At 38.3% G+C, this 14,569-nt stretch carries 16 protein-coding genes; all 16 read right to left on the bottom strand.

Going from position 1 to position 14,569, the window contains the following annotated elements; genetic code table 11:
* Window positions 1-130 precede the first annotated feature (130 nt).
* Complete coding sequence (locus tag O3598_RS08455; RefSeq protein ID WP_371452372.1) at window positions 131-1,402, bottom strand: S-layer homology domain-containing protein; 1,272 nt, start codon at window positions 1,400-1,402, stop codon at window positions 131-133.
* Window positions 1,403-1,654: 252 nt separating this feature from the next.
* Window positions 1,655-2,227 carry a signal peptidase I gene (lepB, locus tag O3598_RS08450; protein WP_287502458.1) on the bottom strand — a complete coding sequence of 191 codons (573 nt, stop codon included), beginning with the start codon at window positions 2,225-2,227 and terminating at the stop codon, window positions 1,655-1,657.
* Window positions 2,228-2,237: 10 nt separating this feature from the next.
* On the bottom strand, window positions 2,238-3,107 hold the full coding sequence (locus tag O3598_RS08445) for a YitT family protein (protein ID WP_371452370.1): 870 nt from the start codon (window positions 3,105-3,107) through the stop codon (window positions 2,238-2,240).
* Window positions 3,100-3,624, bottom strand: a complete 525-nt coding sequence (locus O3598_RS08440; protein WP_005376625.1) for a RuvC family protein — start codon at window positions 3,622-3,624, stop codon at window positions 3,100-3,102. Before O3598_RS08440 ends, O3598_RS08445 begins: the two co-directional genes overlap by 8 nt.
* Window positions 3,625-3,720: 96 nt before the next feature.
* Entirely contained in the window at window positions 3,721-4,929 is a 1,209-nt protein-coding gene (locus O3598_RS08435; protein ID WP_371452368.1) for a DUF3084 family protein, read from the bottom strand.
* Window positions 4,930-4,974: 45 nt separating this feature from the next.
* The gene (locus O3598_RS08430) at window positions 4,975-6,066 is read right to left on the bottom strand and encodes an LptF/LptG family permease (RefSeq protein ID WP_302942124.1); all 1,092 of its coding nucleotides are present in this window, start codon (window positions 6,064-6,066) and stop codon (window positions 4,975-4,977) included.
* A gap of 8 nt (window positions 6,067-6,074) precedes the next feature.
* Window positions 6,075-6,794 (bottom strand): LPS export ABC transporter ATP-binding protein, encoded by a 720-nt coding sequence (gene lptB, locus O3598_RS08425; RefSeq protein ID WP_005376602.1) that lies wholly within the window; start codon window positions 6,792-6,794, stop codon window positions 6,075-6,077.
* A 13-nt stretch (window positions 6,795-6,807) separates the two neighbouring features.
* Window positions 6,808-7,527, bottom strand: a complete 720-nt coding sequence (locus O3598_RS08420; RefSeq protein ID WP_005376608.1) for an LptA/OstA family protein — start codon at window positions 7,525-7,527, stop codon at window positions 6,808-6,810.
* A gap of 15 nt (window positions 7,528-7,542) precedes the next feature.
* Window positions 7,543-8,079, bottom strand: coding sequence for an LPS export ABC transporter periplasmic protein LptC (lptC, locus tag O3598_RS08415; RefSeq protein ID WP_005376610.1), 537 nt, complete (start codon window positions 8,077-8,079; stop codon window positions 7,543-7,545).
* Window positions 8,066-8,998, bottom strand: coding sequence for a lysophospholipid acyltransferase family protein (locus O3598_RS08410; RefSeq protein ID WP_005376592.1), 933 nt, complete (start codon window positions 8,996-8,998; stop codon window positions 8,066-8,068). Before O3598_RS08410 ends, lptC begins: the two co-directional genes overlap by 14 nt.
* Window positions 8,999-9,012: 14 nt before the next feature.
* Window positions 9,013-9,534, bottom strand: a complete 522-nt coding sequence (locus tag O3598_RS08405) for a KdsC family phosphatase (protein ID WP_005376638.1) — start codon at window positions 9,532-9,534, stop codon at window positions 9,013-9,015.
* Window positions 9,534-10,505: a KpsF/GutQ family sugar-phosphate isomerase gene (locus O3598_RS08400; protein ID WP_005376628.1), complete on the bottom strand. Its 972-nt coding sequence runs from the start codon at window positions 10,503-10,505 to the stop codon at window positions 9,534-9,536. Before O3598_RS08400 ends, O3598_RS08405 begins: the two co-directional genes overlap by 1 nt.
* 12 nt (window positions 10,506-10,517) lie before the next feature.
* Window positions 10,518-11,336 carry a 3-deoxy-8-phosphooctulonate synthase gene (gene kdsA, locus O3598_RS08395; protein WP_005376564.1) on the bottom strand — a complete coding sequence of 273 codons (819 nt, stop codon included), beginning with the start codon at window positions 11,334-11,336 and terminating at the stop codon, window positions 10,518-10,520.
* Entirely contained in the window at window positions 11,337-12,068 is a 732-nt protein-coding gene (gene kdsB / locus O3598_RS08390) for a 3-deoxy-manno-octulosonate cytidylyltransferase (RefSeq protein ID WP_119982154.1), read from the bottom strand. It abuts the gene before it with no gap.
* 44 nt (window positions 12,069-12,112) lie between these two features.
* Window positions 12,113-13,225, bottom strand: a complete 1,113-nt coding sequence (lpxK, locus tag O3598_RS08385; RefSeq protein WP_005376597.1) for a tetraacyldisaccharide 4'-kinase — start codon at window positions 13,223-13,225, stop codon at window positions 12,113-12,115.
* A 39-nt stretch (window positions 13,226-13,264) separates the two neighbouring features.
* Complete coding sequence (locus O3598_RS08380; RefSeq protein WP_005376599.1) at window positions 13,265-14,569, bottom strand: 3-deoxy-D-manno-octulosonic acid transferase; 1,305 nt, start codon at window positions 14,567-14,569, stop codon at window positions 13,265-13,267.

The following is a 14,569-nucleotide window of genomic DNA, read 5'->3' as shown; positions in this document are numbered from 1 at the left end:
AAAGAATGTATTTTAAGCTATCATACTATCCTAATTAATGCGAAAAACTAATAAATATTGTTTTAATTAATCAGTTATAATAAAAAATAAGACCTATCATCTCTGATAGATCTTATTTCATAAGCATTAATTAGAATTTAAATAACAAGTCTGCACGATAGTAATCATTTACCTTATGGCCTTCTTGTGTTTTGGCATGGAAGCCATAATATGTTGTAATGCCTACATTTTTTTCTGGTGCATAGGATGCACTAAGCTGCCATGCTTTATAGCCTTCATAGCGAGACTTACCATATAAGTCATTACCTTCATATTTTTGTGTTTTGAATACAGGAGCATTCTTTTCTTGATTGTAATAATCAAGAGCTACACGCCAGGAGTTTTTCTTACTGATTTTGTAGTCGCCCCATTTAACGCCTACATTCCATACATCACTATTGCTAAGACCTGTTGCAGTCACCCACTCAGCATTAGTTGCGAATTTGCCACTATTGTATTGTGCATTAAAACCATATACATTGTTAAAATCATTAATAGTTTTGCCATTACCCATTTTAACGTTAGTAGTACCTACATGAGCAAACATACCACCTACATTTAAGTGTTTATTTACTGGTGCACTAAGGTTAATAAGCGCCATTTCAGTATTATTATCTTTAGAGGCCTTACTAAATCGACCTAGTGTTGGGTAACCATAAGCGGCATTAACTTTTACTTTTCCAACTTGTGTTGTATACCCAATACCATCAAAATTACTAGAATAAATTAAACCATCACCAAAGCTTTGTGTATAGCGACCAATATCTACCATATGATTCTTGCCGAATTTGTGCTCCACATAAGCTAGATCAAAAGACATAGTATGATCTTTTGCTGCATCACCAAATTCAATAGATCCTGTCGTTAATCGCGCTTTCACAGATGTATTCTTATTAACTTTAGCATCCATATTCAAACGTACACGAGCTGCAAATTTACCTTCCGAATCTAGATTATCAATGCCTTCCTTTTCAACATAGTTAATACGAGCATCCCCAGTAAACTTAACATTCCCTACACGGTCCTCTAAGGCGGCTACGCGTACACCCAAATTAGACAATTCATTAGAGAATTCATCAGCTAAGCGATTAATCATCGCTTGTTGCTCTGCATTAGCACGATCTTGGTTTGCCATCGCTTTAGCAACCATTTGAGCCATTTCAAAACGGGTAATATCCTTTTGGCCCTTAAACGTACCATCTGGATATCCATTAATGATGCCAGCACTAGCTAATTGCGATACGGATTGATAGGCCCAGCTATCAGGTGTTACATCAGAAAAAGGATTGGCAGCAAAGGCTGTCGTTACGCCCACAACAGATAATGCGGCAACTGCTAAAGATAGATTTTTCTTATTCATCATCTAAACCTCTCTATAAAAAATTCACATAACATAAAAATAATATCAATTTTCAATATCATTGTAAACGATATTGATTATACAAATCATTCATCGTTATATGTATAAAAGAGATAGATTGCAAGCAATATAGTACTTCATATAATATATAAAAAAGAACGTACATTACAATTTAGTAATATACGTTCTCATATAAAGCATTATAGTATTGAGCTGTAACACTTAAGACCTTAGATTTCTATATTTTATTATCTGTTATAGGGCATATTCTACAAAACCTAGTACATGATCTACAGGTACAGGTCCGATGAATCGACTATCACTCGAATGATTTCGATTGTCCCCCATTACAAAAACATGTCCTTCAGGTACTACAACAGGTGTAGAACGGTTATAGTTCATTGTTGGATCTTTTGTATAAGGTTCTTGTAACTCTTCTCCATTACGCCATACGTGACCATCTTTAAATTCTAATGTATCACCTGGTCTACCAATCACACGTTTTACCCACACATCATTTGTTTGAGCTGATTTATCGATAACACTCACATAGTTCATCAATGGTTCTTTCACATCATCCGTCCATGTGCGTTCACGATTCACACGGCTATCAATGATAACAATTTGACCATAATCAGGTACATCACGCATAATATGTTGCCACTTGGTAACGATTAAATATTGACCATTATGTAACGTATCCTCCATGGATTCACCGGATACCCGTGTTGGTTGTACGATAAAAATATGAATGACCATTGCAATAACTAGCGCCAATACAATGGCATATATCCAATCTAATGTTTCTTTTACAAATTTATTATTCATTAGAGCCCCCTTAATGTCCACTCTTAGTAAAACGTCCACCAAATACATCGTGTACATCTTGAATAGTTATAAATGCTGATGGATCCACTTCATATACAGCATCCTTCAAACGCGTAATCTCTAAACGAGTTACAACTGAATACAATGCATGCTTAGGTGTTTTCAAATAACCACCTTCACCATATAATATGGTAACGCCTCGATTTAGTTTTGCATTTAATGTATCCGCAATTTTTTCTGAATTCTCTGCATCAGTAATAATCATAACACCCTTTGATTCCTCAAGGCCTGTAATTGTAATATCGATCATTTTATAGGCGATAAAATAGGCTACTAAGGAATACATAGCACTATCCCAACTATATACAAATCCGGCAGCCCCTAAGATGACTAAATTCATGGCCATTACAATCTCGCCTACAGAAAATGTAGTTCGTTTATCAAAAATAATAGCTACGATTTCCGACCCATCTAAGCAGCCCCCATTACGTATAATAAGGCCTACGCCAATACCAAGTATGATACCACCAAAAATGGCACCTAAAAAGGGATTGGTTGTAATCGGAGTAAATTCATGGGCAAAGGATGAAAATATGGCCATCCAAACGATAGAGAACAATGTAGATATGGTGAATACCTTGCCATTAATGCGATAGCCAATATACACGAATGGAATATTAATTAATACTACAAATATACTAAACGATATCCCCGTAAGTTCAGCTGTCATCAAAGATATACCAACAACGCCACCATCGATGATATTATTTGGCACTAAAAATAGATCTAGGCCCACCGTATAAATCAGGGCCCCTATAATCATCCAAATACATCGCAGTAGTATACTGGACCAATGCATCTTTTTTATCACATTACTCATGTGTATCTCCTTCATTATATAATTTTTTAATTGCTGCTAAACGTTTAGCTTCTAAATCATCTTCTACTTTACAGTCTTGAAGTTTATTATAATCCTCTTCCTTCAATTGTTTAGTATATCGCTTACCAATGACATAGGCTGTTAAATCATCTACTGGTTCAGGTGGAAATTGCATGCCTTTTGGTACGAATCTACGCCAACCGGTAGGTGGATTATATTGCCAATACAATTTTCGAGCCTCTTCAGTACTATGTGATTCATCGATCAAACTCGTCGTAATTTTATGATTGCGCCCAATTTGTTGTATAGATGGATACAAATGCTTATGATTGGTACCATTACCACATACGATATGATGTATACCAAGATAAGTACTTAATATACTTTCAAAGGAACTATTAAATGTCTTAGTTTCTACAATGGTTCGATATATTAACTCACCTGCTTGTGAAAGAATAGCTACACCGGTCTTTTCATTCCCTGGATCAACAGCGGCTATATACGATATATTATTCATACTATTTTCCTCATTCCTCAATACAATAGTTATATTTTATCACAAAATAAAAGACCTATGTATTAAATCTTAATACATAGGCCATTTATATAGAAACTAATTTGATTTTATAAGTTTACCCGTATCTGTCATCTGTGTAATACGCAATTTAATATGTACAGGGCCAGATGAATATGTATCACCATCGGCATACGCCTCTACATATACCTTGCCATGTAGCATGCTAATGCGACGTATTGCAGAAAATAGTTCATCTCCAGGTATTGTACCAATATCACCGGACAACGAATCTGGTATAACCCCTTTAGACTTAGCCTCTTCATTGACTTGTTTCAAGAAACGAAGCATATTGACTTGAGCATTACTACCACCATCGATAACAGACGTAGCAATCACGTCACCTGATTTATAAATAAATTGTTGTGGATACACGTGAATCGTCGCAACCGCTGGTTCACCAGCAATGATATTACCAGCTGCAACTACTTGGATAACCATAGGCGTTTTAGATTCTTCAATTTTCGAGATGACGACCTCAATATTTTGACGGTCCACGTACACGACGGATTCACCATGATCTTCAACACCTAAGCGACGAAGAACGAGTTTATTTGTATCTTCCACAATACTATTAACCGCATCACGCGCTTCATTAGGAGATAAACCATTACGCACTACAGCCTGTGCTAATAATTGGTCAACTTGGAATAAAATAGTACCTTCTCTAAGATGGATAATCCCCGTTTTTAACTCTTCTTGTGTTTTCTGCAAGTCGGCAATATGTTTTTCCATACTAGCCCGTGTAGCTTCCAAGGCAGCTAATTTTTTAGAGGCCTCATCATAGGAGGCTTGTAATGCAGATAATTCTGCCTCTGTAGCAACCTTTGCAGCCTCTGCATCAGCTAATTCTTGACGGCTTTGTTCAACCTCTTTGCGAATTGTTTCAATCTCAGCCATACGATCCGCTAATTCTTTTTTATTAGCTTCCAATAGGGCTTGACCTTGTTCTAATTCAGCATTTTTAGCAGCTACCTCTGCTGTTAGCTGATTCATATCTGCCCGCAATTGATCCATCCCAAAAAGCGCAGTACGTACGCTTTGCGATGTAATTGTAAGAACACCAACCGTTGCAGCTGCAACGAGTAGACCTGTTACAATCGTTACAATAATCGATGTATGCTTAGGACGCAATCCAAAGAGGGACATTCTACGCTTACCGACCTTTGTCCCTAGTTTATCACCCATATAGGCAATAAGCCCGCCCATGATAGCGATAATAACGAGAATCTTTAATCCTACAAGCATGGTGTCCCTCCTTTCAAAATAAATTGTAATCCAACATACTATCTATTAGCGTGAAACACGCCAATTTAAATATAATCCGGCAATGATACCTAATGTATCAGGAATCATTGCTGCCATCCACGTTGGTAATGCACCACCCTTACCAAGAGCTCCGGCAAAGGTCATGACACCATAGTAAATAAAGATAATTAAAATACTGATACCAAATCCGATAGACGAACTAGACCTTTGTTTTTGCAAGCCCAACGGTGCGCCTACTAAGGCAAATACAAAGCTTGCCAACGGAATGGTAAAACGTTGGTACATTTCCATTTCTAACTTATTAGAATTTGTATATGCAGCTTTATATGCTTTAATTTGATGACGCAATTCTTTAATCGTCAATTCTTCTGGTTTACGTTGATCTTGTTGTACTTCATTTGGTGAAGATTTAATTGGCAATACTTGTTCTTTAAACTTCATTGTCCGCTCTACACCTTCACCAGCCGATACGTCATAGATTATACCGCTATGCATGACCCATACTTGGCCATTCCATTCAGCATTTTCCGCATTTTCTACCTGTTGTAGTTCACCTTTGTCATTGAATTGTTGCACCGTAATCATGCTTAGTTTTTTACTGTCACTATCATAGTGTTTAGCATACATCAATGTACTAAGATTGTCACCATTCATAGATTTTAGCACAATATGATTTTGCGTTTGTGGCGATGCATTCTTCATAATTTCTTCGCGCACAATGGTTTGATACATATTGTTTGTACGTGGTACGACAAATTCATTAAATGCTACAGCACCAATAGAAATAAGCAACGCTAAAATATATACAGGCATTGCAAGTCGTAAAAAACTAAGGCCACCAGCCCTCATAACTACGATTTCACTAGTACTACTTAGTCTGCTGAAAGCCATCAGCGAACCAAGCAATACAGACATAGGGAATGTCAATAAAATAATACTTGGCATAGCTAAAAAGAAGGCTTTCATAACGAGTAGTAGCGGAGCACCATATTCTGTTATATATTGAGCAATGCGGAATAATGTACCTGTACCAATGAAAATACTGGTAAAAGCAAATACCCCAAATAGGAATGGACCTACAAAGGCTTTTAAAATATATTTATCTAATAAGCGCATGGTCCCTCCTATAATTTAAAATTGTTACCTAAATAATGTTCACGAGCAATTGGGTTATTGGCAATTTCATCAGGTGTACCTTCCAATAAGATCTTACCTGTGCTTAAAATATATGCCTTATCAACAATACCTAATGTTTCTCGCACATTATGGTCTGTAATAAGAATGCCGATTCCTCTATTTTTTACTTGTAAAATAATTTGTTGAATATCGGCAACTGCAATTGGGTCTACGCCGGCAAATGGTTCATCCAATAAGATAAAGTTCGGTTCTAAAGCCAAACAGCGAGCAATCTCTACACGCCGCCGTTCACCACCGGATAGTTGCATCCCCTTACGATCTCGCACATGACCAATATTAAATTCATCAATAAGAGAGTTTACAATTTGATCGATTTCATCACGATTTTTATTTGTTGTTTCCAACATGGCACGAATATTTTCCTCAACAGTCATAGATCTAAAAATCGATGCCTCTTGGGGTAAATAACCAATGCCTTCCGCTGCCCGCTTATACATCGGTAACATCGTGATATCCTTACCATCAACTGTAATAATACCTGTCGTCGGTTTTTCAATGCCTACAATCATGTAGAACGATGTAGTCTTACCAGCCCCATTAGGCCCCAATAGCCCCACGACTTGTCCTTTTTCAACATGAAGACTTACACCATCTACTACATTCCGACCATTAAATGTTTTGACTAGGTTCTTAGTTTCTATATACATACATTAATCCTTACTAGTTCGGTGTGATAACTAATGTACTACGTCCGCCTAATGTTTCCGCAGAGTTATCCTTCAAGTATAATTTTAACTCAGGCGCATTCAACACATTGCCATTTTGTACTGCATGTGCTGAGCCAGTAAGCAATACAACCCCATCATTTTGATTAGGCGTTTGCGTATATGTAGCACGATCTGCCGAACCAGATACATTTTTATCTGGATTATTAAATGTTACACCACCTTGTGCAACGGCGCGAATTTCTTTCAACCAACCTTCTACTTGGTTACCTGTCAATGTAGTGCCTTCTGCAATTAATTTAGCATTTCCCACTACCTTACCATATTCAGTATCAGAGTTGTACTCAACAGAGTCACCGAAGATTTGGCGATCATCTCGTTGCAAATGAACATCCCCCTCTGCACTGAACTGGTTATCATTTACACTATGTACAGATTGTGCGGACATGGACATATTATCACCAATCATGGAAACACCACCTTCTAGAGATGCTTCACGAGTTTTAGTATTGTACCATCCATTCGCACCAGTCATCGTTTTATCTTGTTGTGTAATTACTACATTACCAGATGCCTCTGCACGACCTGTATTACCATCATAGGATAATGTATCCGCACTAATGGTCAACGGACCTTCATTGGCAGCCCAAGCGGTAACAGATAGCATCATCATTGCTGAGATTACAGCTAATCCCATATATTTTTTCTTATTCATCGCAATTCCTCAACTTTACTTTTTCGTCAATTTAGCATGACCAATCGCTTTGATTTGTTTCAACGACATATTACCTTCTAACTTATCACCAGTTAAGGTAATATCTTTTGAATCATAAGTGAAAGCCGTTTTTGATGTAAGCATTTTAGTTTTGTTATCAAAATGTAATGCATCGGTCTTAAAATTAGCCCCTTCTGTATTGGTAGCTGTTACACCACCATCAATATCAAGGGAACTATGATCGCCAGACAATACAGCATGAGGTGCCGTAATCGTTGTTGTCACATCATCTTGATAGAAAAGACCCTTTAAATTAGTGAGTACAATCGATTTTGAACGAGGGTCATACTCGATTTTCTCTGCAGATAGGGCCCATACCAACTTACCGTCCTTCTCTTCTTGAAGCTCGGCACCTTGGAAATTCACCAGTTGCCCATTATTAGCCCCTTTAGAAGAAGAGTCTCCAGAGTCGTGCAAAATGAACGCGATTAGACCAACTAGAGCAATGACGATAGCCACGACAATAGCGATTAATTTTTTATTGTTTTTCATGTGCTCTCTCCCGAATCTCTAGTTTCTTATAATAATCAACGATTTCGCTCATCTTAGTCATCCATCGATGTTGGAACCAAATCCACTCATCAGGATGTTCACGAATAAAGTCTTCTGTTACGCGTACACACTCTTCTGTCAACGTATACATATCTACATCATCATCGCCACTATTATTGTAATGTAATGGTGGCAAGATATGAACAATATGTCCGCCTTCAGGCTTTCTAGATGTAAAAATTGGTACTACAGGAGAACCGAATTTTTTAGCAAATGTAGCCGGTCCTACAACAGCAGAAGAAGGTTGCCCTAAAAATGGCACCGGTAATCCGTGAATATATCCATCTTGATCGGCCAAAAAGCCCAACAATTTCTTCTTTTTCAATGCTTTTGCAGCAGAAACTATTTCATTACCACCGCTGGCAAACACATCGAGGCCAACCATTTCACGATATTCATTCATAAAGCGTGTAAATTGTGCATTAGGTTGTTTTTTTACAATAGTTGTAGATGGATAACCATGTGCAGCTAACGCAGCCCCCATCCATTCCCAGTTGCCTACATGCCCAGTAAGAACAATGACGCCTTTATCTTCTTTAATAGCATTATCCAAATGCTCTACACCGCGCATTTCGATATGCTCATTAATAAATTTCTTAGTCAAATTCGGCATATACAGAATTTCCATAACGCTTCGACCTAGGTTTTTGAATAGCTTTTCAATTAAAGCCTCTGCCTGTTCGTCATTCATATTCATGCCAATTTTTATATTTTTAATGCCTCTTAGCTTTTGCTTTTTTGCAATAACTCCATACAGGGGTCCTAAGCTAGCACCTATGAGCAAAATGAGCTTATATGGCAGTCGACATACAAGCCAACTAATTCCCTTAACGACATGGTATTGCCATTCATTATTCATTCTGCTCACCTCCTTTATTGACCATGGTTATGAGCCTCCATAGCATAGTCTTTTACGACTGAATCCCACATGTTTTGAGCTTTTAAAATATATTCAACAGCATCTCGCACGGCACCAGATCCACCATTGTGATTTGATACAAATTGAGCCAATTCCTTAACCTCAGCCGCCGCATCTTGAGGAGCCATCGGCAAGCCTACGAGAGATAAAGCCCCTAGGTCATTTAAATCATCACCCATATAAGCTATATGCGCCAACTCAATATGATGGCTTTCACATAGAGAACGTAGAGCCTCCGTTTTATTAGCATGCCCCATCAATAAAGCATCAAATTTTAATTCCTTAGCACGCCGTTCCACCATAGGCGATGTGCGAGCCGTTATAATGCCTAGTGAAATCCCTGCTTTATGAGCAGCGGCTAGACCTAATCCGTCTCTTGCAGAGAAGGCCTTTATTTCTTCACCACTCGATGTATAGATTAATTTTCCATCTGTTAATACACCATCAACATCGAGGATAATCCACTTAATATTCATTACACGATGCCTCGACGAAGTAAGTCTGTAATGTGAACAATCCCCATTGCATGGCCTTCTTCATCTACTACAGGTAGTACTGTAATAGGACGAGGTTGATTTTTTTCCATTACATGAAGTGCTTCAGCAGCCAATTTATCCTTTGTAATAGTACGTGGCATATTCGTCATCATATCTTCAACTGGCCACTCTAAGAAGTTGCTACCAGAATCAAGACCACGACGCACATCACCATCAGTTACAAGGCCGATTAAGTGACCATCTTCATCGATAACGCTAGTGGCACCAAGTCCTTTTTCCGTCATTACAAACAGAGCATCACGAACGGTTGCCCCTTTGTGTACAACTGGATTATCTTCACCACCATGCATAATATTTTCAACAGTCAACAATAAACGTCTCCCAAGTGAGCCACCTGGATGGAAAACAGCAAAGTTTTCCGGCGTAAAATGATGACGCTCTAGTAAACATACCGCCAAAGCATCGCCCAAGGCCAATGCTACTGTTGTACTTGTAGTTGGTGCCAATCCTAACGGACATGCTTCGCGTTCAACTTGCGCCAATAATACAACATCGGAATTTTTAGCCAATGTAGATTCAGGTTTTCCTACAACGCAAATCAATTTAGCACCTATGCGGCGCAATGAAGGCAAAATACCAATGATTTCACCTGTTTCCCCACTATTAGAAAAGGCAAGTACTACATCATCTTCAGTAATCATACCTAGATCGCCATGAACACCTTCCCCTGGGTGCATAAATAATGCTGGTGTACCTGTACTCGCTAATGTAGCAGCAATCTTACGACCAATATGTCCAGATTTACCCATGCCAGTACATACAACACGACCTTTACATGCAAGAATCATGTTAACAGCATTTACAAAACTTTGATCTAATGTTGTTATTAACTGTTCTATCGCTTGTGCTTCCTCATGAAGCACTTGAGCGGCCTGTTCTAAAATATCCAATACTATCGCCCCTTATCGTTTAACGATTTTATCAATAGCTACTAAGTCTTTTAATAAGTCTTCGAATTGATTTAAATATACCATGTTTGGACCATCGGAAAGCGCTTCCTCAGGATTATCATGTACTTCAAAGAATAAACCATCTACACCACTAGCAACAGCGGCACGTGCCAAATTTGGTACGAATTCTCGATTGCCACTTGATTTTGTACCAGCCCCACCTGGTAATTGCACACTATGAGTAGCATCAAAAATTACTGGATAATCAAAGGAACGCATAATAGGGAATGATCTCATATCTACAACGAGATTATTATAGCCAAAGCTAAAACCACGTTCTGTAAGCATAAGATTTTCATTGCCCGATTCTTTCATTTTATTAAGAACATTCTCCATATCTTTTGGAGCCATGAATTGACCTTTTTTTACATTTACGCATTTGCCCGTTTTAGCAGCACCGTAAACTAGGTCAGTTTGACGACATAAGAATGCAGGAATTTGGAGAATATCCAACACTTCTGCTGCTGGTTCAATTTGTTCAATAGAATGGATGTCGCTAACAACTGGTACATTCAATTCTTTTTTGATGGACGCTAAAATTTTTAGACCTTCTTCTAGGCCTGGACCACGGAAAGAATTGAAGCTAGAGCGATTAGCTTTATCAAAAGAAGCTTTAAATACATAAGGAATGCCTAGGCGTTCACAAATTGCTTTAGCCTCTTTGCCAATTGCCAATGTGCGGTCGTAATCTTCGATTACACATGGGCCTGCTAATACAAATAGCCCTTTACCGCCACCAATTGTCATATTACCAACATTTACTGTTTTCATTTATTTCTCCTCTTGCTCGAATATTTTATTTACACGAGCTAAGTCTTCTGGTGTATCAACACCAACAAATCGTTTATCTGTAGTAATGACGCGGATGGAAAATCCATTTTCCAACGCTCTCAATTGCTCTAACGACTCTGTTTGCTCTGCTGCAGTAGGCTCCATCTTTGCATAGTCTAATAAAAATTGACGGCGATATGCATAAATGCCAATGTGCTTTAAAGGAGCATTAACAAAATCATGACGTGGATAGGGGATTAAAGAGCGGGAAAAATACATCGCATCATTTCGTTTATTAAGTATAACCTTCACCGCAGAAGGTTCATCATACTCTTCTTTTAATAAAGGGGTTGCTACTGTAGCCATTTGTAGATGTGCATCATCTTCAAAAAGTTCTCCTAACTGATCGATTAAATGCGCATCAATCATAGGTTCATCACCTTGTACATTGATGATAACATCTAGGTCGGTATATTGTTGTGCTACTTCAGCTAATCGGTCAGTTCCAGTCGGATGATTGGCATCAGTCATAACAACCGTACCACCAAAAGATTTAACCGCATCATATACGCGTTGATCATCAGTAGCCACAATAACTACTTGTGGTCTCTTCGCCTGTGTAACACGTTCATAAACACGTTGAATCATAGGTTTACCCGCGATATCTGCCAAAGGTTTTCCTGGCAATCTCGTGGAACCAAATCGAGCTGGAATCACACAACCAATATTCACAATAAAACCCCATTTCTTTTATTTGCGTATCTTATTATTATACACTAAATCTCTAAATTTTCTATGAATTCTTGTTTTCCAGAGATGAACTCAATACCTATGGATAGCACTAGAATCGGTATTTTCAAGTCTTCAATTGTATGCAACTGACTTAATTTAACAGCATCTTTTTCAGTAATCATAATCGCCTTGGCTTGATGAGCAAAAGCTTGCTTCCAAATTTCTACTACATCATCATCCGAAAAATCATGATGATCACCAAAACCCATTGTATGTACTACGTCGTAGCCACAGCCTTCTAGCGTCTTCGTAAAGGATTTAGGATTACCGATACCACTTACGGCCATAATAGGTAAATCGCTATCAGTACCAATAGGATGTCCTTCATCACCATTAGCCCATGCCTCAAGTGTATAGACTGCACGTGGTTTATGAACGGTCTCATAAACAGGCTTTTGTGGCGCCATCCGAGCTAATCGTTTTCTAAGTGCTGCAACCAATCCTGGATCAACTTGATCTACTTTTGTAAGCACAATAATATCAGCTCGTGCAAGGCCCTCCATAGGCTCACGTAATAATCCTCTTGGCAATACATGTTCATAGCCAAAAGGATTCGATGCATCGATTAATACGATATCCTTATCTCGATGCAACGCTCGATGTTGAAAACCGTCATCCATTACAAGATAATCAGCACCTAACTCTTCAATTGCTATACGTGCCGATTCTATACGATTACGACCAATAATTACACTAGATTTTGGTAGCACTTTCGCTAATAGCCAAGCCTCATCTCCACTTTCCTCAGGCTCTACTAAAATAGATCCATGCTTGGAAATAATTGTATTTTGACTATTATCTTTAGCTCTATAACCACGGCTCAATACAGTTGGATGAAAGCCTTTCTGTCCTAAAATATCACAGATAAGTCTAACCATTGGAGTTTTACCAGTTCCACCAGCTGTTATATTACCAACACTAATTACAGGTATCGATACTTTTACAACACCTTTATTTGCATCAAACTTTGCGTTACGCATAGTAACAGCTTTTTTATACCCCTTACTAAGAAGTGATAACCCAGCCCTGGCTACATCGCCTAAGATAGATTGATCTTCGCCGCTTACAATGCTCTTAAAAATATCTTCACCATTCATAGTAGGCACCTCCTTCCGTATCGATTACACCAATATTTCTTAAGGAATAATATGATGTGATTCAAATAGTTGACGTAATTCTTGCGTATTGCGACGCGTTGCACCACGATTTTCACGGATAATATCTAAGCAATTCTGCCCCATTTCTTTCGCTAATTCAGGGTGTTTACAGAGATGTAAAATCATAGTAGTTAAATCTTTTTGATTTTTAACTTGCTCACATGCATGTCTAGAATGTAAGAGATTAAAAATTTCCTTAAAATTAAACATATGCGGGCCCACAATAATAGGTTTTCCATGAGCAGCTGGTTCTAGAATATTGTGCCCCCCTGTTTTAACAAGAGAACCACCTACGAAAATGATATCGCCTAAGCTGTACAAACGACCAAGTTCCCCTATCGTATCAAGTACTACTACAGGAATTTCCTTATGCACCGGTTCGGTCATATCACTACGACAAATGGCTTCCAAACCATAACGTTTTGCTAAGGTCTGTACATCATGGCCTCTATAAATCTCACGCGGCGCAATAAGTAATCTTGCATTAGGATACTCTACTAAAACCTGTTTAAAAGATTCAAATACGGCTTCATCTTCACCCTTGTGTGTACTGCCTGCAACGATAATAGGATGATTATGACCAAATCCAAATTCGTCTAACAAGGCTTGCTTTTCTTCTTCGGATACTGTTGCATAGGTTTGATCATACTTCATATTGCCAGTAACAGTGATTTCATCAGGGTTCGCACCAAGCTGTGCAATATATTCTGCATCAAAATTTGATTGCATACAGAATCGTTCGATAGAGCTCAACATTTCCCGCGTGAAAGCACTAATATAGCGATAGCGTTTCATACTGCGATCGGAAATACGACCATTCACCATCATAACTGGAATCTTTTCAGACTCTGCGATACGCAAGAAATTTGGCCAAATTTCTGTTTCTACTAATAAAATAGCAATCGGTTTAATGATATGCAAAATTTTACGTGTTAAGTACGGTAAATCTAAGGGGAAGAAAATTATGCCTTCAGCTTCCGGTATAATTCGATGTGCCATCGCATGACCTGTGGCCGTAACGACAGATACAACGACTACCGCTTCTGGAAACTCTCGTTTAATTTCTTTTACAAGAGGACTCGTTGCAACAATCTCCCCAACTGATGCAGCATGAATCCATATCGCACGACGTCCTTCTATTTTTTTTAATAGTGTAGCAGGCATATATCCTGCACTTTGTTTTATACGCTCATAAAAACCATCTTCAAAAGCAAGACGATATAGGATAACCGGAATTAGGCCAATCCAGTAAAATATGAGCAATACATTATATATCCAGTACAT

This window comes from Veillonella atypica (assembly GCF_041431435.1).
In the GTDB taxonomy this organism is placed as follows: Bacteria; Bacillota; Negativicutes; order Veillonellales; family Veillonellaceae; genus Veillonella; species Veillonella atypica.
Note: the sequence above shows the minus strand (reverse complement) of the source record. Positions and strands in the feature narration are given on the sequence as shown.